This window comes from Serratia sp. YC16, assembly GCF_009707615.1.
Classification (GTDB): Bacteria; Pseudomonadota; Gammaproteobacteria; order Enterobacterales; family Enterobacteriaceae; genus Serratia; species Serratia surfactantfaciens.
In genome coordinates this window covers 187,730-210,283 of the sequence record NZ_WLYN01000006.1, presented here as the reverse complement: position 1 = coordinate 210,283, position 22,554 = coordinate 187,730, and the positions used below count along the sequence as shown (strand labels likewise).

17 protein-coding genes are annotated in these 22,554 nt (G+C 58.7%); all 17 read right to left on the bottom strand.

Annotated features, from left to right (window positions below; genetic code table 11):
* Positions 1–24 precede the first annotated feature (24 nt).
* Positions 25–1,368: a cadaverine/lysine antiporter gene (cadB, locus tag GKN89_RS18145; RefSeq protein ID WP_019455769.1), complete on the bottom strand. Its 1,344-nt coding sequence runs from the start codon at positions 1,366–1,368 to the stop codon at positions 25–27.
* A gap of 369 nt (positions 1,369–1,737) precedes the next feature.
* Positions 1,738–3,294 (bottom strand): lysine decarboxylation/transport transcriptional activator CadC, encoded by a 1,557-nt coding sequence (gene cadC, locus GKN89_RS18140; RefSeq protein WP_154747491.1) that lies wholly within the window; start codon positions 3,292–3,294, stop codon positions 1,738–1,740.
* A gap of 89 nt (positions 3,295–3,383) precedes the next feature.
* Positions 3,384–3,773 carry a VOC family protein gene (locus GKN89_RS18135; RefSeq protein WP_019455767.1) on the bottom strand — a complete coding sequence of 130 codons (390 nt, stop codon included), beginning with the start codon at positions 3,771–3,773 and terminating at the stop codon, positions 3,384–3,386.
* A gap of 107 nt (positions 3,774–3,880) precedes the next feature.
* Positions 3,881–6,025 carry a lysine decarboxylase LdcC gene (locus GKN89_RS18130; protein ID WP_154747490.1) on the bottom strand — a complete coding sequence of 715 codons (2,145 nt, stop codon included), beginning with the start codon at positions 6,023–6,025 and terminating at the stop codon, positions 3,881–3,883.
* Positions 6,026–6,137: 112 nt separating this feature from the next.
* Positions 6,138–7,097 (bottom strand): acetyl-CoA carboxylase carboxyl transferase subunit alpha, encoded by a 960-nt coding sequence (accA, locus tag GKN89_RS18125; protein ID WP_019455765.1) that lies wholly within the window; start codon positions 7,095–7,097, stop codon positions 6,138–6,140.
* 12 nt (positions 7,098–7,109) lie between these two features.
* On the bottom strand, positions 7,110–10,598 hold the full coding sequence (gene dnaE, locus GKN89_RS18120) for a DNA polymerase III subunit alpha (RefSeq protein WP_019455764.1): 3,489 nt from the start codon (positions 10,596–10,598) through the stop codon (positions 7,110–7,112).
* 82 nt (positions 10,599–10,680) lie between these two features.
* Positions 10,681–11,274, bottom strand: coding sequence for a ribonuclease HII (gene rnhB, locus GKN89_RS18115; protein WP_019455763.1), 594 nt, complete (start codon positions 11,272–11,274; stop codon positions 10,681–10,683).
* Entirely contained in the window at positions 11,271–12,419 is a 1,149-nt protein-coding gene (gene lpxB, locus GKN89_RS18110) for a lipid-A-disaccharide synthase (RefSeq protein ID WP_063917929.1), read from the bottom strand. The genes rnhB and lpxB overlap by 4 nt, the downstream gene beginning before the upstream one ends.
* Positions 12,420–12,422: 3 nt before the next feature.
* Complete coding sequence (gene lpxA, locus GKN89_RS18105) at positions 12,423–13,211, bottom strand: acyl-ACP--UDP-N-acetylglucosamine O-acyltransferase (protein ID WP_063917930.1); 789 nt, start codon at positions 13,209–13,211, stop codon at positions 12,423–12,425.
* Between the two features lie 3 nt (positions 13,212–13,214).
* Positions 13,215–13,670, bottom strand: coding sequence for a 3-hydroxyacyl-ACP dehydratase FabZ (gene fabZ, locus GKN89_RS18100; RefSeq protein ID WP_004931962.1), 456 nt, complete (start codon positions 13,668–13,670; stop codon positions 13,215–13,217).
* Positions 13,671–13,830: 160 nt separating this feature from the next.
* Positions 13,831–14,853: a UDP-3-O-(3-hydroxymyristoyl)glucosamine N-acyltransferase gene (lpxD, locus tag GKN89_RS18095; RefSeq protein WP_025160243.1), complete on the bottom strand. Its 1,023-nt coding sequence runs from the start codon at positions 14,851–14,853 to the stop codon at positions 13,831–13,833.
* 3 nt (positions 14,854–14,856) lie between these two features.
* Positions 14,857–15,354, bottom strand: a complete 498-nt coding sequence (skp, locus tag GKN89_RS18090) for a molecular chaperone Skp (protein ID WP_004931958.1) — start codon at positions 15,352–15,354, stop codon at positions 14,857–14,859.
* A 156-nt stretch (positions 15,355–15,510) separates the two neighbouring features.
* Entirely contained in the window at positions 15,511–17,937 is a 2,427-nt protein-coding gene (bamA, locus tag GKN89_RS18085; RefSeq protein ID WP_019455759.1) for an outer membrane protein assembly factor BamA, read from the bottom strand.
* Positions 17,938–17,972: 35 nt separating this feature from the next.
* Complete coding sequence (gene rseP, locus GKN89_RS18080) at positions 17,973–19,328, bottom strand: sigma E protease regulator RseP (RefSeq protein WP_025160242.1); 1,356 nt, start codon at positions 19,326–19,328, stop codon at positions 17,973–17,975.
* Positions 19,329–19,355: 27 nt separating this feature from the next.
* Positions 19,356–20,198, bottom strand: coding sequence for a phosphatidate cytidylyltransferase (gene cdsA / locus GKN89_RS18075; RefSeq protein ID WP_154747489.1), 843 nt, complete (start codon positions 20,196–20,198; stop codon positions 19,356–19,358).
* Positions 20,199–20,207: 9 nt separating this feature from the next.
* Positions 20,208–20,966, bottom strand: a complete 759-nt coding sequence (gene ispU, locus GKN89_RS18070) for a (2E,6E)-farnesyl-diphosphate-specific ditrans,polycis-undecaprenyl-diphosphate synthase (RefSeq protein WP_025160241.1) — start codon at positions 20,964–20,966, stop codon at positions 20,208–20,210.
* 277 nt (positions 20,967–21,243) lie between these two features.
* Positions 21,244–22,440, bottom strand: a complete 1,197-nt coding sequence (gene ispC / locus GKN89_RS18065; protein ID WP_019455755.1) for a 1-deoxy-D-xylulose-5-phosphate reductoisomerase — start codon at positions 22,438–22,440, stop codon at positions 21,244–21,246.
* Between the last annotated feature and the right edge of the window lie 114 nt (positions 22,441–22,554).

Sequence of the window (22,554 nt, the reverse complement as noted above, 5' to 3'; positions counted from 1 at the left end):
ATTCAGTCGGTCAGCGGACGCGAATCAGTGCGCTTTGGCCGTGGTGTTTTCATCGACCGCCGCTGCGCTGGCAGCCTGGCGGGTATTCATTTTCCGGGCGTAGAACATCAGGATAATCAGGCTGATGATAAAGGTGCCGGACAGTTCGAAAGAGTTGGCGCCCATCAGCGCGATGAAGCAGAAGCCGCAGCCGCACACTGAAGCGATCAGGCTCAGCAGGTTGCGTACGTTGACCCCTTCAAAGCGGATCAGGTCTACGCAGGAGTAGAAGTAAGGCAGCATGGTCAGCAGCACCGCGATACCGGTCAGCTCGCCGAACAGGTCGGACGCTTTGCCGCCGGCGGAGCTCATCAGGGTGATCAGCACCATCAGCGCGGTCATTTTGCAACCGGCCAGCAGCAGGCCTTTCTTCGGAATGCCGTTTTTATCCAGCTCGCCGTACACTTTCGGGAAATTGCCGTCGTTGGCGGCGCGTACCCCGGCCTGGCCGACCAGCATCATCCACGAACCGAGCGAGGTCAGGCAGGCGAAGGCGGTGAAGGCAGAAACCATCGGCGCCGCCCAGTTACCCATAATTGCCGAGGCGCTGATGGCGAACGGCGCGCCGCTGGCGGCCATTTCAGACGCCGGGAACATGCCGCTGATCACCTGGGTGGCGGCGATATAGATGATGCCCGCCAGACCGGTGCCGAGCATGGTCGCCAGCGGTACGGTGCGTTTCGGGTTTTTCACCATGCCGGTGCTGACCGCCGCGGATTCCACGCCGATGAACGCCCACAGGCACAGCAGGATACTTTTGATGACCGCATGGCTGTCGGTGGTGCCGGAGGTGTTCCAGTTAGCCTGGTAGGTAGCGGCGTCAAACCAGTGCCAGCCGATGGTGGCGGTCACGATCACCGGGATCAGCACCAACACCAGGCCCAGGGTGGTCAAACGGCTGACCCAGGTCCCGCCCAGCATGTTCACGAAGGTGAAGATCCACACGATGGCGATACAGGCAATACCGGCGGGCACCGGGTTGTTCAGCGCCGGGAAGAAGGTGGAGAGATAAGAAACGGCGGTAATGCCGATGGCCAGGTTACCGATCCAGTTGGCATGGTAATAAAGCACGCCGGTCTGGAAACCGAAGGCCGGAGAAATTTCACCGGCATAGGCGATAGGGCCGCCCTGCTGCGGGTTTTTGGTGGCGAGGCGGGCATACACATAGGCCAACGACATCGCCCCGATAATCGAGATCACCCATCCCCAGATGGCGATGGATCCGAGACTCGCCAGGTTGGCGGGCAATAAGGCAATCCCGCTCCCCATCATATTACCGGCGACGACGCCGGTGCAGGCAATAAGCCCTATTTTCTTGGGTGAAGCCATGGTCAGTTTCTCCTGATTTACGTTTCTTATAAGCCACACCCATAAATAAAATATTTTAATGAGCCGGCTTGATAGTCAGGATGCTAACCATCGACGGGAATAAAGTCCTAAAGATAAAGTGAGATTACGCTCATGATCATACAAATGATAATTTGAGGTTTTTCATTAACACATCAAGATAAAAAGGTAAGCTAAAGAAAAGATAAACATCATTTCAAAACAATAAGATGCAAAGGTTAAAAACGAATAACAAACGGCAAAAAAGAGATAATATCGCGCAGCAAAATAATACATTCATGCAACATGCCTTCACCAATAAATAACGCCGCCATGATCCCCAAAGAATAATGGCGGCGTGATATCGGTTAATTATTGGCGCTGATAGTTATTTAAATAAGGCACGACGTTGGTCAATGACGTCTGGAATACGCCGTTGGTGATCCAATGCAATGTATCTTCGCCGGGGCGCAGGTTGAAGGCAGTGATATAAGAGTCCGCCGCCAAATGGTTCTGCCCCTGCATTTCATACACCTTGCCCAACAGCACATAGTTCAGCCACGACATTTGCAGCTCAATCCCCAGATCGATAGCCCGGTGCGCTTCGTCAATGCGCCCCTGCGTCAAGGCATCTACCGCCAGAACCTGCTGCATAATCGGCGTGTTCTTCAATTCGGGGATCGTCGCCAGATGGCTGATATCGGCCCGCAATTGCGCCAATGCCTGGCTGTCGAACGGTTGATAAGAATTGCGCAGCACATCCACCAGCGCTTTTTCCGCCAGCAGGTAGTGGAAATTCGGCGCGCTTTTAATCAGATCGCTCAACTGAACGCTGGCGCGGGTCAACGAATCGGCGTCGCCGTGGATCAACAATTGATGTGCCTGGTAGAAACGCTGCAGCAGCGGTCCGTTGTCGGGCAACAGCTGCGCCAGACGCTGCTCCAGCTGCGGCGGCCAGGGCTGTTTCAGCGCCGCGGACAGGCTGGAGAGGAAGTCGCTTTGGATCTTCAGCTGGTTATCGGCGGTGATGAAGTAACGCTTGTCCAACATGATCGAACTGTCGGCGTTATCCACCAGCCGCACGGACAGGAAACACTGCTGGGCGCGGTAGTGGCGCTGATTAACGAACTCGATATACAGCGACTTGCCCGAATTGCTGGGGCCGGAATAGTTGTAGTTGGTCTGGTCGTGCACCAGGAAGGTCGAGTAAGTGTTCAACGAATCGGTAATCAGCTCGCTGACGCCCACCACATAAGAGAGCTGCGGCATCCAGTTGCTGCAGCTCTCGCCGCCCTGAATGCGGATATCGATATCGCGCGGGTTGAGCAGCACCGGCATGCTGGAGACCGGCACGCGCTGCGACAGCGTGGCGATGCCGACAAACGCCACGCAGACGCTCAGCGCACTCAGAAACGCCAGCCACACCCAGAACGTCGAGCGGCGATAAAAACGCGGCTTCTTCTCGCCGGGCGCAGCAGCCGGCGCGCTTGCCCGGCGCGGCGGCACATACGGCGTATCCTCTTCATCATCGCTGCCGTCTTCCGGCTCATGCATGATCACCGCGATCTGCGGCGCCTGAGCCAAAGCGGGCTGCGGCTCCCCTTCTTCACACCAGATCACCGAAGCCGCCAACTTATAACCGCGTTTGGGCACGGTAATAATGTATTCCTGACTGTCGCTGTCGCCGTCTTTCAGGTATTTGCGCAGTTCTGAAATGCATTGGGTCACCACGTGGTTGGTGACGATATTGCGCGTCCAGACATTGTCGATCAGCTCGTCGCGGCTCAGCACCACGTCAGGATGCCGGGCGAAATAGCACAGCATGTCGATCAGGCGCGGTTCCAGCGTTTTTTGGCGGCCGTCGCGGCTGATAGTGTTGTCGGCAGGGGTAACCAGCCACTCCCCGACGCGAAAAGCAGGCTCTTGCATGGCGGAAATAACTCTGTAGGCATGTAGGGCAAGGGCGCGATCATAGCATAACCGCCCCCGGCTGTGGCCGCCGGGAGGCGATTAAGCCGTTAACTCTCGTATAATTCTAACGGTAAACCATCGGGATCGCTGAAAAAGGTAAAGCGAGATTGGGTGTAAGGATCGACGCGCAGCGGTTCACAAGCGACGCCAGCCGCCTGCAGATGGGCGATAGCCTGCTCGATATCGTCAACGCTGAACGCCAGATGGCGCAGGCCGCAAGCCTCCGGGCGGCTGACCCGGGCCGGCGGCGAAGGGAAAGAAAACAGCTCGATGGTGTATTGCCCGTTGAGCGCCAGATCCGCTTTCCAGGAGTCGCGCTCCGCACGGTAGACTTCGCTCAGCAGGGTAAACCCGAGAATGTCGCAGTAAAAACGCTTGCTGGCAGCGTAGTCCGCGCCAATGATCGCGATGTGATGCACCTGACGTAACGCCAGCATAGAAACCCTCTTCTGTTCGTTTTGGTGGGGCACGGTATCCGGCGGCGGCAATGCCGTCAATGAGAAAGCCCGGCGCATCTTGCCAAACCGCCGGGCGCTTTATGCCATTATGGCTGCGGCGCTTTCAGCACCTTCACCAGATAACGCCCGTCTTCCGTCAGTTTGGCACCGTGGATGTCGGTTTCAAAGCCGGGGTAACGCTCGCCGATCGAACACAGCATCAGCAGGAAATCGAGTACCGCCCGGCTCTCTTCGGTGATCATTTCCCCCGGCATCACCAGCGGCACGCCCGGCGGATAAGGCAGGATCATATTGGCCGCCACCTTGCCCACCAACTGATCCAGCTCGCAAGTTTCCACATTGCCGCGCACCTGCTCCTGGAACATCTGGTGCGGCGTCAGCTTCATTTCCGGCAGCACGTCGAACGCCCGCTGCATCAGGCGCGGCAGATCATGTTGGCAGATCAGGCGATGGATGCCGGCGGCCAGATCCTGAATGCGCATATGGCGATAAAAATCCGGATCTTCGGCATACAGATCCGGCAGCATGTTCTTCACCCGCAGGTTGAGATCGTAGGCGCGCTTGAAATCGGTCAGCCCGCGCAGCAGGCTCATCGCCTTGGTTTTATCGATGCCGATGCTGAACAGGAACAGCAGGTTGTAAGGCCCGGTCTTCTCCACCACGATGCCGCGCTCGTCGAGGTACTTCGCCACCAGCGCCGCCGGGATCCCCTCCTCCTCCAGCGCGCCCAGCTCGTTCATGCCCGGCGTGAGGATCGTCACCTTGATCGGATCAAGATACATATGATCGCGATCGGTCTGGCCGAAACCGTGCCAGTTGTCGTCGGGATCCAGCGGCCAGCACTGCGCCTCATCGATCTCTTCCGGCTGCCAGATATCGAAGAACCAGCTGTCGCTCTCCTCGCGCAGCCGCTGTACTTCACGGCGGAAATGCAACGCGCGCTCCACCGAACGGTTGATCAAACGCCGCCCCGGGTTGCCGCGCAGCATGGCGGCAGCGGTCTCCATCGACGCCACGATGCCGTAGTGCGGCGAGGTGGTAGTGTGCATCATGTAGGCTTCGTTGAAGGTGCTTTCGTCGTAGTCGCCCTTGATATGAATCATCGAAGCCTGCGAGAAGGCCGCCAGCAGCTTGTGCGTCGACTGGGTTTCGTAAATCACCTTACCGGGCACCCGCTCGCCGCTCATGCCGCTTTTGCCGTCGTAAATCGGGTGGAAGTTGGTGTAAGGCACCCAGGCGGAATCGAAGTGGATCGACGGCACCTCCAGCGTCTGCTTGATGTAGTCGGTGTTGTACAGCAGGCCGTCATAGGTGGAATTGGTGATCACCGCGTGTACCGGCCAGGTGGCGTTCTGGGTCTCCTGCACCCGGGCGGCGATGCTGGCGCGGGTGAACTCGCGCTGCGGAATACCGCCGAGGATGCCGTAGGCGTTGCGCAGCGGGCGCAGGTAGATCGGCACGATATCGCTCATCATCAGCAGGTGGCACAGCGATTTGTGGCAGTTACGGTCGATCAGCACCGTGCTGCCCGCCGGCGCCGAATACATGCCGACGATCTTGTTGGCGGTGGAGGTGCCGTTGGTGACCAGATAGCTCTGCTCGGCGTTGAAGGTGCGCGCGATATACTCTTCGGCCTCGAGGTGCGGGCCGGTGTGATCCAGCAGCGAGCCGAGCTCGGTGACCGAAATCGAAATGTCGGCCTTCAGGGTATTGGCGCCGAAGAAGTCATAGAACAGGCAGCCCACCGGGCTTTTCTGGAACGCGGTGCCGGCCATGTGGCCCGGCGTGCAGAACGTGTACTTGCCTTCGCGCACGTAGATGAACAGCGCCTTGGTCAGCGGCGGCGTAATGGTGTCGATGTATTCCGCCGTGTACTGCTGGATGCGCTGCGCGATATCGTCCGCCGCATTCAGACCGTACTCGAAGAAATAGAGCACCATGCGCATTTCATGCAGGCTGACGTCGAAGGTGGAGTGGGTATTGATAAAGGCGTACAGCGGCAGGTATTCGTTCAGCTCGTTGATCTCGCTGCACAGCTCCAGGCTGTAGTCGTCCCAGTCGAAGATCACCCCGCAGATGCGGGCGTTGGCTTCGATCAGTTTCAGCAGGTCACCGCTGTTTTTAGGATACACCAGCTGGAATCCCATGGCGGCCAGCGCAGCATGGAGCTCGCGAATCGGCTCATCTTTGTAGTAGACGCCCGTCGGGCCCATGATGGCGATGATATTCATCGGCAGCTCCTGTCAGTTAACGGCCAAGTCTCTATAACACCACGAAAATCCGGCGGTGTGTAGCCAAAAAAAAAACCGCCCGAAGGCGGTTTCTTGCAGCGAACAACAGAACTCAGCAATAGCCGTAGTTCATCAGACGCTGATAGCGACGGTTGAGCAACTCTTCGTCGTTCAGACCGTCCAGATCTTTCAGGTCGGCCAACAGCTGCGCTTTCAGCGCGGCCGCCATCGCCGGCACGTCGCGGTGCGCGGAACCCAGCGGCTCCGGGATCACCGAGTCGATCAACTTCAGTTCTTTCAGACGCGGCGCAGTGATGCCCATCGCTTCTGCGGCCAGCGGCGCCTTGTCGGCGCTCTTCCACAGGATGGAGGCGCAGCCTTCCGGCGAAATCACCGAATAGGTGCTGTACTGCAGCATGTTCACCTTGTCGCCCACGCCGATCGCCAGCGCGCCGCCGGAGCCGCCTTCGCCGATGACGGTGCAGATGACCGGGATGTTCAGGCGCGACATCTCGCGCAGGTTGCGCGCGATGGCTTCCGACTGGCCACGTTCTTCCGCACCCACGCCCGGATAAGCGCCCGGGGTATCGATAAAGGTAATGAGCGGCATCTTGAAACGTGCGGCCATTTCCATCAGGCGCAGCGCCTTACGGTAGCCTTCCGGCGCCGGCATGCCGAAGTTGCGGCGGATCTTCTCTTTGGTTTCGCGGCCTTTCTGGTGCCCGATGATCATCACCGGGCGGCCATCCAGGCGCGCAATGCCGCCGACGATCGCTTTATCGTCGGCGTAAGCGCGATCGCCCGCCAACTCTTCGAAGTCGGTAAAGATGTGTTTGATATAATCCAGGGTATAAGGACGGCGCGGGTGGCGTGCCAATTGGGCAATCTGCCAAGCCCCAAGATCGGCAAAAATCTTGCGCGTCAGCTCAACGCTCTTTTCACGCAGGCGCTGAACCTCTTCGTCCAGATTAATATCTAATTTTTCGTCTTGACGGCTGACTGCAGTCAGCGAGTCAATTTTCGCTTCCAGCTCTGCAATCGGCTGTTCAAAATCAAGAAAATTCAGACTCATAGCATTCCTATTTTAGTCAAATTCCAAGTCCACCTGCTCATTGCCTACCAACGTCCGCAAGTCGATCAACAAGCGGTCGGTGGGCGTCACGCGCCAGGTTGCGCCAAAACGCAGCTTGGCTCGCGCATCTTCCCGTTGATAGTAGAGATGCACTGGAATCGTCCCCGAGCGATGGGGTTCCAACGACTGACGGAGACGGTTCAAAAGCTGGTCATCAATTTGCCTGTCAGTCAGCGAGATAGCAAGCCCGCGAGCATATTTTTCCCGGGCTTCACTGATGTCCATTACCTCGCGGGCCATCATTTTAAGCCCGCCGCTAAAGTCATCAAAGCTGACCTGTCCACTGGCGATAAGGATACGGTCTTTTTCCAACAAATGCTGGTATTTTTCTAACGCTTCGGTGAATAGCATCACTTCCAGACGGCCCGAACGGTCATCCAGCGTACAGATGCCGATGCGGTTGCCGCGCTTGGTCACCATCACCCGCGCGGCGACCACCAGCCCGACGGCGGTAGTCATTTTGCCCCGGTCCGTCGGGTGCATGTCTTTCAAACGCTGGCCACCGGCGTAACGTTCGATCTCCTTCAGGTACTGGGTGATCGGGTGGCCGGTGAGGTACAGCCCCAGCGTCTCCCGTTCACCGTCCAGCACCACCTGCTCCGGCCAGGGCGCGATATTGGCGTAGGATTGCTCCACCTGCTCCGGCGCTTCCGCCAGCACGCCAAACATATCCACCTGGCCGATAGCTTCGGCTTTCGCATGCTGATCCGCCGCTTTCAACGCATCGCCAAGCGAATTCATCAGCGCGGCGCGGTGCGGCCCAAGGCGATCGAACGCCCCGGACATGATCAGTTTCTCCAGAATGCGGCGGTTCAGTTTCTTGATGTCGGAGCGCGCGCACAGGTCGAACAGGTCTTTGAAGTAACCTTGCTCGCCGCTGTTGCGCGCCTCGATAATCGCCTCGATCGGCCCTTCCCCCACGCCCTTGATGGCGCCGATGCCGTAAACGATCTCGCCGTCGTCGTTAACGTGGAAGTGATACAGGCCGCTGTTGATGTCCGGCGGCAGGATCTTCAGCCCCATACGCCAACATTCGTCCACCAGCCCCACCACTTTGTCGGTGTTGTCCATATCGGCGGTCATTACCGCCGCCATAAACTCGGCCGGGTAGTGCGCCTTCAGCCACAGCGTCTGGTAAGAGACCAGCGCATAGGCGGCGGAGTGCGATTTGTTAAAGCCGTAACCGGCGAATTTTTCCACCAGATCGAAGATTTTCACCGACAGTTCGCCGTCGATGCCGCGCGATTTCGCGCCGTCTTCAAAGCCGCCGCGCTGCTTGGCCATTTCGACCGGGTTCTTTTTACCCATCGCACGACGCAGCATGTCCGCGCCGCCCAGGGTGTAACCGGCCAGCACCTGGGCAATCTGCATCACCTGTTCCTGATACAGGATGATACCGTAGGTCGGTTCCAGTACCGGCTTGAGCGACTCGTGCTGCCACTGGATATCCGGGTAGGAGATCTCTTCGCGGCCGTGCTTGCGGTCGATGAAGTTATCTACCATGCCCGACTGCAGCGGCCCCGGGCGGAACAGCGCTACCAGTGCGATCATGTCTTCGAAGCAGTCGGGCTTCAGACGTTTGATCAGGTCTTTCATGCCGCGCGATTCAAGCTGGAACACCGCCGTGGTTTCCGAGCGCTGCAGCATGTCGAAGCTTTTCTTGTCGTCGAGCGGAATGGCGGCGATGTCGATCGGTTCCAGCCCGGTCTTGGCGCGCCGGGCGTTGATCATCTCCAGCGCCCAGTCGATGATGGTCAGGGTACGCAGACCGAGGAAGTCGAACTTCACCAGCCCAGCGTATTCCACGTCGTTCTTGTCGAACTGGGTCACCGGGTGGTGCCCTTCGGCGTCGCAGTACAATGGCGCGAAGTCGGTGATCTTGGTCGGCGCGATCACCACGCCACCGGCGTGTTTACCAGCGTTGCGCGTTACCCCTTCCAGCTTGCGCGCCATGTCGATCAGCGCCTTGACCTCTTCGTCGGCCTCGTAAATTTCAGGCAGCTGCGGTTCGGCGGCGAAGGCTTTTTCCAGCGTCATGCCCGGATCCGGCGGCACCAGCTTGGAGATGCGATCGACGAAGCCGTACGGGTGCCCCAGCACCCGGCCCACGTCGCGGATAACCGCTTTCGCCGCCATGGTACCGAAGGTGATGATCTGTGATACCGCTTCGCGGCCGTACATCTCCGCCACGTGCTCTATCACCTGATCGCGCTTCTCCATGCAGAAGTCGACGTCGAAGTCGGGCATCGAAACACGTTCCGGGTTCAGAAAGCGTTCAAACAGCAGGTCGAACTCCAGCGGATCGAGGTCGGTGATTTTCAACGCATAGGCCACCAGCGAACCGGCGCCGGAGCCGCGCCCCGGGCCAACCGGCACATTGTTGTCCTTCGACCACTGGATAAACTCCATCACGATCAGGAAGTAGCCGGGGAACCCCATCTGGTTGATCACCTTCAGCTCGACGTCCAGACGCTCGTCGTATTCCGGGCGGCGCTGCGCGCGCACTTCAGGATCGGGGAACAGGAACTCCAGACGCTCTTCCAGCCCCTCTTTCGATTTGAGCACCAGGAAGTCCTCGGTGCTCATATCGCCGGTCGGGAACTGCGGCAGGAAGTATTCGCCGAGGCGAATGGTGACGTTGCAGCGCTTGGCGATTTCGACGCTGTTCAGCAGCGCTTCCGGGATGTCGGCGAACAGTTCGCACATCTCGTCTTCGCTGCGCATGTACTGTTGCGGGCTGTAGTTGCGCGGCCGCTTGGGATCGTCCAGCGTGAAGCCGTCGTGGATGGCGACGCGAATCTCATGGGCGTCGAAGTCATCTTCCACCAGGAAGCGCACGTCGTTGGTGGCCACCACCGGCAAACCGCGCTCGGTGGCCAGCGCCACCGCCGCATGCAGGTAGTTCTCTTCGTCCGGGCGGCCGGTGCGAATCAGTTCCAGGTAGTAACAGTCAGGGAAGTGCTGCTGGTAGAAGTCCAGGCACTGATCCACCTGCGCCTGGTTGCCGCGCAGCAGAAACTTGCCGACGTCGCCCTGACGCGCACCGGAGAGCAGGATCAGCCCTTCGCGGTGTTCGATCAGCCAGTCGCGATCGATGGTCGGGCCGGCGGCGCCATAGCCACGCTGATAGGCGCGGGAAATCAGCAGCGTCAGGTTCTGGTAGCCTTCGTTGTTGCTGGCCAGCACCGTCAACTGAGCCAGTTCATCGCCCAGCTCTTCGCTTTGCACATGGAAATCCGCGCCGATGATCGGTTTGATCCCGGCGCCGTGCGCGCTGCCGTAAAATTTCACCAGCCCGCACAGGTTGGTGAAATCGGTGATTGCCAGAGCAGGCATGGCTAACGCGGCGGCTCTTTTCACCAGCGGCGCCGTCTTGGCCAATCCATCAATCATGGAGTAGTCGCTGTGGACGCGCAGGTGAATAAAACGAGGTTCGGCCATCTCCAGATACCTGATTGAAGGGGTTCAGCAGGCTGAACCCGGGTTAATGCTATCGTCGGGCCTGGTCAATCAGGCCCGCAGACTACAGCGCCAGCGCCCTTTTCACCGGCGCGAAGCTGCGGCGGTGATGCTCGGTGGCGCCCAGCGCGGCCAGCCGCTCCAGGTGGAAGGCGGTCGGGTAGCCTTTATGCTGCGCGAAACCGTAATCCGGGAACTCGCTGTCCAGCTCGGCCATTTCGCGATCGCGCGTGACCTTCGCCAGAATGGACGCCGCGCTGATCTCCGCCACGCGGCTGTCGCCCTTCACCACCGCCTGCGAACGCATCGGCAGACTCGGGCAACGGTTACCGTCGATTAAAACCATGTCCGGCGCGATATGCAACCCTGCCACCGCGCGCTGCATCGCCAGCATCGTCGCATGCAAAATATTCAGCTGGTCGATTTCCGCCGGCTCGGCGCGGCCCAAGCTCCAGGAGAGCGCTTTGGCGACGATTTCGTCATACAGCGCCAAACGACGTTTTTCACTGAGTTTCTTGGAGTCCGCCAGACCGACGATCGGCTGCGCCGGATCGAGGATCACGGCGGCGGTGACCACCGCGCCGACCAACGGGCCGCGGCCCACTTCGTCCACACCGGCAATCAGCGTGGCAGCGGGATAGATAAAGGGTTCAATCATGCTTTCGCCAGCTCCAACACAGCCTGAGCGGCCTGTTCGTCCGCACCGCAACGGATGCTTTGGTGCAAGGTAAGGAAAGTCTGTTTCAGCGCTTCGGTTTGCGGGCTCTCTTCCAGCAGCGGCATCACGGCGGCGGCCAGTTTGTCCGGCACGCAGTCATGCTGCAGCAGCTCGGTGACGATCTCGCGCCCCGCCAGCAGATTCGGCAGCGAAACGTAAGGGGTTTTCACCAGCTTCTGCGCCAGCCAGAAAGTGAACGGTTTCATGCGATACCCCACCACCATCGGGCACTTGGCCAGCATGCACTCCAGCGCCGCCGTGCCGGACGCCAGCAGCGCCGCATCGCTGGCGATCATCGCTTCACGTCCCTGGCCGTTCAGCAGGTGTACGGTCAGATCCGGCGCCACCTCGGCCTTAATGCGCTCAAACTGCTCGCGCCGTTTGGCATTGACCAGCGGCACCACCACTTCCAGCTCGGGATAACGTGTGCGCAGCAGCTGCGCGGTTTTGAGGAAGTCGGCGCTCAGCATCTCGACTTCGGCGCCGCGGCTGCCTGGCAACAAGGCCAGACAGCGCGCCTGCGGAGCGATGCCAAGCTGGGCGCGCGCCGCCAGCCGATCCGGCTGCAACGGCATGGCGTCCGCCATGGTGTGGCCGATAAAGCGGCAAGGCACGTTGAAACGATCGTAAAACGCTTTTTCGAAAGGGAGAAAGGCCAGCACCAGATCGGTGGCTTTGCCAATTTTGAAAACGCGCTTTTGCCGCCAGGCCCATACGGATGGGCTGACGTAATGAATGGTGCGAATGCCGCGCTGCTTGAGGCGGCCTTCCAGCGTGATGTTGAAGTCCGGCGCGTCGATGCCGACAAACACGTCCGGCCGCAGCTCGCTGAAGCGGCGAGTGAGATCCTTGCGGATCTTCAACAGGCGTGGCAAGCGCTCGAGCACTTCCACCACGCCCATAACCGCCAGCTCTTCCATTTCGTACCAGGCTTCACACCCTTCGGCCTGCATCAGCGGGCCGGCGACGCCAACGAAACGCGCGTCGGGGATCTGCGCCTTGAGCGCGCGGATCAAGCCGGCGCCGAGAATGTCACCGGAGGTTTCTCCGGCGACCAATCCGATAGTCAATGGACGATTCGACATAACTCAGCGAATGATGCCACGGGTGGAACGGGTGAAGAAATCGAGGTACTGCTGCACCACCGGCTGCTCTTTAGCCAGGGCTTCAATTTCCGCTTTCGCTTCATCCAGCGTTTTCTCGCTGCGGTAAAGGATTTTGTAGGCGTTGCGAATCGCCTGCATTTCATCCTTGTCAAAACCGCGACGCTTCAGGCCGACCGCGTTGACGCCAAATGGTGTTGCGTGGTTGCCCTGAGCGATGACGAACGGAGGCACATCCTGAGCGACGCCGGAACAACCGCCTACCATCACATGCGCACCGATAATGCAGAACTGGTGGATCGCGGTCATGCCGCCGATGATGGCGTGATCGTCGATTTCCACATGCCCTGCCAGCGTGGCGTTGTTGGCCAGCACGCAAGAATTGCCGACCACGCAGTCGTGGGCGACGTGCACGTTGACCATCAGCAGGTTGTCATTACCCACTTTGGTCAGGCCGGTGCCCTGCGCGGTGCCGCGGTGAATGGTGACGCTTTCGCGGATGCGGTTGCGATCGCCCACTTCCACACGCGTCGGCTCGCCCGCGTATTTCAGATCCTGATTCACTTCGCCGATGGAGGCGAACTGATAAATCTGATTATCGCGGCCAATCTTGGTAATGCCGTTTACCACCACGTGGGATTTCAGCACCGTGCCGGCGCCGATTTCCACCTGGGAGCCGACGTAGCAGAAAGGGCCGATATGCACGTTGGCGCCGATCACGGCGCCTTCTTCGACTATCGCGCTTGGATGGATAAAGGCGGTTTGGTCAATCACGGATTAAGCCTCCCGGCTGCGGGCACACATCATGGTTGCTTCGCAGACAATTTTACCGTCAACGGTCGCCACGCCTTTGAAGCGAGTCAGACCGCGGCGCGTTTTCTCGAAGGTGACTTCCATGACCATCTGATCGCCTGGCACCACAGGGCGCTTGAAGCGCGCTTCGTCGATACCGGCGAAGTAATACAGCTCGCCCGGCTCCAGTTTGCCGACGCTTTTAAACGCCAGGATACCGGTGGCCTGCGCCATGGCTTCCAGGATCAATACGCCTGGGAAAATCGGTTTGCCAGGGAAGTGGCCCTGGAAAAACGGTTCATTCACCGATACGTTCTTCACCGCACGCAGATATTTGTGCTCTTCAAACTCGAGGACGCGGTCGACCAGCAAGAACGGGTAACGGTGAGGAAGCAGATCCAAAATTTCTGCAATATCCAGAGTATGAGTGTCAGTAGTCAAAATACTCTTCCTGTCTCTAAAAACTGATGGCATCAACAACACGGCCTGCGCTGACCCCAAAAGGAGATCATCATGCAGGCCGCAAATTAACATCTCTTTGCGCTTTTGGTCTCACGACCAACGCGTTTCGTTTTGTACCCGCGAGAGCGGGCGGCAATGACTAGTCTTTTCCGACTTTACGTTCGACAGCTTTCAAGCGCTTGCTGATCTCATCGATATTCATTACCAACGCAGCGGTTTTACGCCAAACCTTGTTAGGCTGCAACGGAATGCCCGAAGAGTATACCCCAGGTTCGGTGATTGGTCGCATAACCATTCCCATTCCGGTAACAACAACCTTGTCGGCAATCTCCATGTGACCGTTGATCACGCTGGCGCCGCCGATCTGGCAGTAGCGGCCGATTTTCAGGCTGCCGGCCATGATCACACCGCCGGCGACGGCGGTATTGTCGCCAATCACGACGTTATGTGCAATCTGGCATTGGTTGTCGATGATAACACCATTCCCGATTTGGGTGTTATCCAAAGCGCCGCGGTCAATGGTGGTGCAAGCGCCGATTTCGACGCGATCGCCGATAATCACCGTGCCCAACTGAGGAATTTTGATCCACTCGCCGCGCTCGTTCGCATAGCCGAAACCGTCTGCGCCGATCACCGTTCCGGACTGGATCAGGCAGCGCTGGCCGATTTCGACCGCATGATAAATCGTGACGTTCGCCCACAGACGCGTTCCCGCACCGATGCGTGCGTGTTTGCCGATGAAGCAGCCCGGGCCGATAACCACGTTATCGCCAAGCACCGCACCCGACTCGATCACCGCGTTCGCCCCAATGGCGACGTTCTGCCCCAGCTGCGCTTCAGGCGAGATAACCGCGCTTGGCGCGATATCCTGGGCCGGCGACGGCGTGGTGTCCATCAGCTGCGCCATGCGCGCATAGGTCAGGTAAGGGTTCTTAACCACCAGCGCCGCACTGCGGCAGTGTGGTAAATCCGCTTCGGTAAGCACCACGGCGCTTGCCTGGCAGGAAGACAGCTGCTCTTGGTAGCGGCTGTTTGACAAAAACGTGATTTGGCCAGGCTGTGCCGAATGCATAGAAGCAATGCCGGTGATGACGAGATCGCCATCACCGTGCAATTGTGCATCCAACTGCTGCGCTAAATCAGCCAGTCGAATTGAAAGCATGTGTTATTTAACCTGTTTCAGCACGTCAGCAGTGATATCTTTGGAAGAGTCTGCATAGGCAACGGCGTTGGCGTCGATCACCACGTCATAACCGCCTTTGCTCGCGACAGACTTCACCGCGTCCTGGATGCGGCTCAGGATCTTGTTACGCTCTTCCATCTGGCGACGACGGTTGTCCTGCTCGAAAGCCTGAGCTTTCTGAGAGAACTGCTCGCGCTGCGCCATCACGTCTTTTTCCAACTTGCTGCGGTCGCTGGCTTTCATGGTAGCGCCGTCACGCTGCAGACGTTGCATTTTGGTCTGCAGGCTACGTTCCATGTTCTGGAGTTCGCTTGCACGGCCTTTAAACTCGTTTTCCAGCTGTTTAGCGACCGCTTCGCGGGCCGGCAGCTGTTGGAAAATGCTGGAGACGTTAACGACAGCGATCTTATCTGCTGCCTGAACGCCAGCTGAAGCAGCCATTGCTAAACCGAGGCCTGCGGCACACAACCACTTTTTCACTATAAACTCCTTACCATCACCCATTTGTGTCATATGACACTGAAGTACACAATTTGCCAGACTTGTCCCACCAAACAATGAGAATCATCTCCCTCTGCCGGCGGGCGCCTGGCCATTGCGATTCTTAATAACTGTTATGCCCAGAGGCGAGACCCGTTACCAGGTCTTACCGATGTTAAACTGGAACTGTTCGGACTTGTCGCCTTCGTATTTCTTGATCGGGTTGGCGTAAGAGAACACCAACGGCCCCAGCGGCGACATCCACTGCAGCGCGATACCGGCTGAGGAACGAATATTGCTGGCCTTGCTGTAGTCCGGCACGCCATACATCAGCGTTTCGTTGGTATTCTTCCACTTGGTATCCCACACGGTACCCGCATCGATGAACAGCGACGTGCGCACCGAGTTGGCGTACTTCTCGCTGATGAACGGCGTCGGGGTGATCAGCTCCAGGCTGGCGACCGCCATGGCGTTACCGCCCACCGCGTCATCCGAGCTACAGATGCTCTGACGATCGGTCGTGCTGCCGGCGTTGAACTGGCACTGGTACGAGTTGGAGTTGTAATACACCGCCTTCGGACCGATGGTATTGGACTGGAAGCCGCGCACGGTGCTTGAACCACCGGCGTAGAAGTTCTCATAGAACGGCATTTCCTTGCCGCCCAGCCCATCCGCGTAACCCAGACGTCCGCGACCCAACAGCACCCAGGTGCGGTCGTCGTTGATCGGCACGTACTGTACGCTGTCCAGCGTCACCTTGTAGTATTCGTTGTCCGAACCCGGAATGGTGACCTTGCCGTTCAACGTGGTGCGGTTGCCCGAGGTCGGGAAGTAGCCGCGGTCCAGGTTATTGTAGGTCCAACCCAGGTTCAGGGTGAAGTCGTCCGTCGAGTAGCTGGCGCGGTCGGTTTTGTTCGCATCCACGCCCATCGAGTCGAGATAACGCCACATGGCGATCTGCGGCTGCATGTTCGACAGGCCGTTGTGGACATAGCCCAGACCGGTGCGCAACGAGTTGTTTTCGTTGATCGGGAAGCCCAGCGTGCCGTCAACACCGTAACTCTTGTTGGTGTAGTCGGACAGGTCCGCGTTATCCGCTTTAAAGTCGTTGTAGAATACGCGGCCGCCCAGGCTCACACCGTCAACGGTGAAGTACGGGTTGGTGACCGAGAATTCGGTATAGGTCTGGTAGTCGTTCTTGGTGCCGCTGATGCCGACCGAGTAGCCGGTACCCAACCAGTTGTCCTGCTGCACGCCGGCCTGGAAGCTGACGCCGCTCTCGGTGCCGTAACCGACGCCGAAGTTAAAGGTACCGGTGTTGCGCTCTTTCACCTTGTAGGTCACGTCAACCTGATCGGCGGTGCCCGGCACGCGCTGGGTTTCCACGTCAACCGTTTCGAAGTAACCCAAGCGGTTCAGACGCTCTTTACCCTGCTCGACCTGCTCGTTGCCGAGCCAGGCACCTTCCATCTGGCGCATTTCGCGGCGCAGTACGGAATCCTTGCTGGTGTCGTTGCCTTCGAACTTGATGCGGCGCACGTAGAAGCGGTTGCCCGCGTCGACGTTGACGTGCAGCTTGACGGTTTTATCCGCGTCGTTGATCTCCGGCTGAGTGCCGACGCGCGGGTAGGCGTAACCATAACGGCCCAACATCGTTTTGATGTTGTCTTCCATTTTGGTCACCTTGCTGCCGTTGTACAGCTCGCCCGGTTCGATTTTGGTGATCTGCGCGACTTCCGCCGAGTGACCGGCCAGGTTGCCGTTTACCACGACATCGGAAAGCTTGTACTGATCGCCTTCGGTGATGTTGATGGTGATGTAGATGCCTTTTTTATCCGGCGTCAGGCTCACCTGGGTAGAATCGATGTTGAAACGGGCATAGCCGCGATCCAGATAGAAGCTGCGCAGGGTTTCGAGATCGCCCGCCAGTTTCTGCTTCTGGTATTTGCGATCGCCGACCAGGTTCCACCACGGCACTTCGTCACGCAGCTGGAAGCGCGAGATCAGTTCGTCATTGGTGAAGGCATGGTTGCCGACGATATTGATTTGTTGAATCTTGGCGGAGACCCCTTCCGTGAACACCAGTTTCAGGTCGACACGGTTACGCGGCAACGGCGTGACCACGGCTTTCACCGAGGCGCTGTATTTACCGACGCTGTAGTAGAAGTCTTCCAGCCCTTTTTCAATGCTGGAGATCGTGGTGCGGTCGAGCGCCTCGCCCACCCGGACGCCGGAGGCTTCCAGGTTCTGCTTGAGCATGTCATCCTTCACCGACTTGTTGCCGGAGAAAGTGATGCTGGCGATGGTAGGACGTTCCTTCACCTGAACGATCAGGGTATTACCATCGCGCAGTACGCGCACGTCCTCGAAGTTGCCGGTGGCAAACAAGGCACGGATGGTATTACTGATGTCATCGTCAGTGACGGTATCGCCGACGCGAACCGGCATGTTGAGTAACGCCGCACCGACGGCGACTCGCTGCAGGCCTTCGAAATGAATGTCTTTCACTACGAACCCGTCTGCACCGTATACGGTGGCGCTGCCAAACAGCAGCGACGCTATGAGCAACTTTTTCATCGCCATCGTTGTTATGCGTTCTTCCTAACCTATCCCCGCCCCTAGAGGCGGGAAAAATCATTGAAAAGTGCAAGACCCATCAACAACACCAGCACGATCGAACCTATGCGGTAGCTGTAGTCCTGTACTCGCTCGGAAACCGGCCCACCCTTCAGCTTTTCTATCGCCAGGAAGAGGAGATGCCCACCATCTAACACCGGTAATGGGAACAGGTTGATGATACCCAGGTTGACGCTAATCAACGCCAGGAACATCAGATAATACACGAACCCGACTCCGGCTGACGCCCCTGCTCCCTGTGCAATCGAGATCGGGCCACTCAGGTTGTTCAGCTTTACATCACCGGTTATTAATTTGCCCAGCATGTTGACCGTCAGCCGCATCAGCTGCCAGGTCTTGTCGCCGGCCTGATACAGCGCCGAGAACGGTCCATACTGACGAATCGTCTTATACTCGTCCGGCAGCGGCAGCACTTTTGGAATGATGCCTGCAAACCCCACCGATTTGTCTTTTCCCACCGGCTTTGTATCCGGTATCAGCGTCAAAGACAAGGGGGCGCCGTTTCTTTCAATCTCCAAAGCCAACGGTTGGCCCGGGCCATCGTGAATACGCTTCACCAGCGTCTGCCAACGACCCAGCGGCTGACCATCGACTTTAACGATCCTGTCCCCCGCTTGTAAACCCGCCTTTTGCGCCGCCGAGTTCGGCTGCACTTCCGCCAGCACGGATTCAATCTGCGGGCCGCGCGGCATAATGCCCAGCGCGACAACGGGATCCTGCTTGTCCGGTTCAAAGTTCCACTGGCGCAGATCCAGAGTTTTGGTCACCACCTGCGACGAGCCGAACGGCGCGACGCCGACTTCGGTTTGCGCATCGCCAATCTTCGCCACCAGCGCCAGGCGAACTGACTCCCAATCAGGCGTTTCGATGCCGTCAACCGACTTTAGTTCCATGCCAGACGAAATTTCGGCCCTGGCGGCGATCGACTGCGGCGCGATTTCGCCTATCACCGGACGGAAACTCGGCACGCCGATGATGAACACCAGCCAGTAGGCAAGGATAGCAAACAGGAAGTTGGCGATGGGGCCGGCGCTGATGATAGCCGCGCGCTGCCAGACGGTTTTGTTGTTGAAGGCCTGGTGGCGCATTTCCGGCGCCACCGACTCCACGCGCTCGTCCAGCATCTTCACGTAACCGCCGAGCGGAATCAGCGCGATAACGTACTCGGTGCCCTGACGATCGGTGCGGCGCCACAGCGCCCGGCCGAAACCGATGGAGAAGCGTTCAACGCGCACGCCGCAACGACGGGCAACCCAAAAGTGTCCGAACTCGTGCACGGTAATCAAGATACCGAGCGCAATCAGAAACGCCACCAGGTTCCAAAGCACGCTGACCATCATCCCTCACTTTCCGTCATCGACGGATTAAAACACCAACAGCATCAGGCAGGCAAACACCGGCACCGCCGCAGTCAGGCTATCGATACGATCCAGTATGCCGCCATGACCGGGGATCAAATGACCGCTGTCCTTGATGCCCGCTTCGCGTTTGAACATGCTTTCGGTCAAATCGCCCAGCACCGAAGCCAACACGGCAAGCACCGAGCAGGCAAGCAAGGTGGTCGGCACCACGTTCAGCGGCGCATAGCGGCCGAACAGCCAGGAAATGACCGCCGACGTCAACAGCCCGCCGATCAGCCCCTCCCAGGTTTTGCCCGGCGAGACCTTAGGCGCCAGCTTGTGCTTGCCGAACAGTTTGCCGAACATGTAGGCACCGGAATCCGCGCCCCACACCAGCAGCATCACGTACAGCAGCCACCAGGCGCCGGTAAACGGGTTTTGCTCGTAGCCGAACTGGCGCAGCGCCAGCATGCCCCAGAAGAAAGGCACGATGGTCAGCAGGCCAAACAACAGGCGCAGCGGGCGCGAATTGCGCCAGATAGCGGCCGAGCCGGGATAGAACAGCACCAGCAGCAGCGCCGCCAGCCACCAGGCCAGCGACAACCACAGCGAGCCGCTTATCTGCGGCACGGATTGGTGGTAAGCGGGGACGCTGATCATCATCAGCGCCAGCAGAAAACCGCACAGCATCGCCAACCAGATACGCTGCGAACGGGAGGTAAAACCGGCCAGTTGGCCCCACTCCCAGGCTGCTAACATGCACACGACGAGCGTTACCAGCGCAAAGGCCAGCGGCGGCAGCAGGAACAGCGCCGCGATAACGATCGGGATTAAAATCAGAGCAGTTATGAGGCGATACTTCAGCAAAAGTTCTCCCTAGGACGCATCGGCGCCGATAGGTGTGGTTCCCCCGAAGCGGCGCTCACGTTGTGCAAATGCATTCAGCGCACCTTCAAAGACAAGTTCATCGAAATCAGGCCAGAGTACATCAGTAAAGTAAAGTTCAGCATAGGCGATTTGCCACAGCAGGAAGTTACTGATGCGATGTTCACCGCCGGTGCGGATAACCAGATCCACCGGCGCCAGGTCGCTCATGCAAACCCGATCGCTCAATAATTCCTCGCTGATCTGATCCGGGCGCAACTCCCCTACCCGCACCTGTTCGGCCAGCTCTCTTACTCCCTGAATGATATCCCAACGGCCACCGTAGTTGGCAGCGATATTGAGCGTCAGGCCATCGTTATTTTCCGTCAGTGCTTCAGAGCGGCGGATCCGCTCTTGCAAACGCGCGCTGAACCGGCTGATATCGCCGATCACCCGCAGCCTGACGTTATGTTTATGCAGGCTTTTTACTTCACTATCCAAGGCGCGGACAAAAAGCTCCATCAGTGCGGAGACTTCCTGCACCGGACGGTTCCAGTTTTCGCTGCTGAAGGCATAAAGCGTGAGTGCATCTAAATGGTTGCTGGCGGCAAAGCTGACCGCGCGGCGAACCGATTTCACCCCTGCTTTATGACCGAAGACACGTAACTTGCCCTGACGTTTGGCCCAGCGTCCGTTACCGTCCATGATAATGGCGACATGGCGCGGCCCCGGGGAAGATGGAGTAGCCTCTTGTTGGTTTGCGGACGACATAACTCGTACTTATTTCCTCAATAGAAATATAACTGCCTTTCCGGAACATCAGGCCCTTGCGCGCAAAAAAAGCCGTGTGCCCGACACGGCTTTCAGCCTGCCCTCGCGATGCCCGGCGCGGCCGGGCCGCTCTTGACGCACAGGGCGCCAATCGGGCCATAATTCAACGGTATAACCGCTGACAGGTGGCGCAGACTATACCACCTCAGCGGGGCATGAACAAACGGCCCCGCTGCGGCACACGTGAATTACGAGCAAAATCGGATAATCGCCGTGCTCAGTTGCACAACGCGCGAACACGTTCCTCGGCGGCGGCGCGCGCCTGGCGGTCAATGTCTAAGACCGCTTCGATGCACGTCGGTTCCTGCAACGCCAGACGCTCGACCACCTGGCGGTTGACCGCCGCGATGTCGGTAAAGCGAATCTGCTGCTGCAAAAATGCCGCCACGGCGATTTCGTTGGCCGCGTTCAGCGCGGTGGTCGCCGCCTGGCCGGCGTCGAACGCTTCGACAGCCAGGTACAGACAAGGATAACGTTCACGCTCCGGTTCGGAGAAGGTCAGCGAACCGATACGGCAGAAGTCCAGCGCTTCCACGCCGGAGTTCACGCGCTGCGGATACGCCATCGCATGGGCGATCGGCGTGCGCATATCCGGCGTACCCAACTGCGCCAGCACGCTGCCGTCGGCATAACGCACCATCGAGTGAATCACCGACTGCGGGTGCAGGATCACTTCCATTTGCTCGGCCGAGGCGTTAAACAGCCAGCGGGCCTCAATGTATTCCAGACCTTTGTTCATCATGGTGGCGGAATCCACCGAGATCTTGCGGCCCATCGACCAGTTCGGGTGGGCGCAGGCTTGATCCGGGGTCATCGCGGCGAACTGCTCCAGAGGCGTGGTGCGGAACGGACCGCCGGAGCCGGTAAGCACGATGCGCGACACACCATGACTGTCCAGTGAAGAGTATCCCAACTGACGCTGAATGCTCTCAGGCAAACTCTGAAAAATCGCGTTGTGCTCGCTGTCGAGCGGCAGCAGTTGCGCCTGGCTTTGCCGCACCGCGTCCATAAACAGACGGCCGCAGGTGACCAGCGACTCCTTGTTGGCCAGCAGTACCTGCTTGCCCGCGCGGATCGCCGCCAGCGTCGGCAGCAGCCCGGCGGCGCCAACAATCGCCGCCGTCACTTGATCGACGTCATCCAACGCGGCCAGCTCGCAGGCCGCTTGTTCTCCGGCCAAGACTTCGGTAGCGACGCCGTTTTCCGCCAGGATGGCCCGCAGCTCACGCGCGGCGCTTTCATCCGCCATCGCGGCAAAGGCGGGCCGGAATTCCATGCATTGCTGCGCCATGACCGCAACGTTGCGGCCGGCCACCAGTGCTTTGATCGCAAAACGGTCGGGATTCGCCCTGACCACGGCCAGGGTGCTGGTCCCTACCGAGCCGGTCGAGCCAAGAATGGTCAGTTGCTTCATGAGTTCACTCTGAATAACTGTCTGATGAGATCGGAGGTGCTCCAGTGTGGAACCTTGGACAGCGCTTGTCCATGATCTTTCAGTACGATGAAACGGGATCTGCGCCACAAAAAA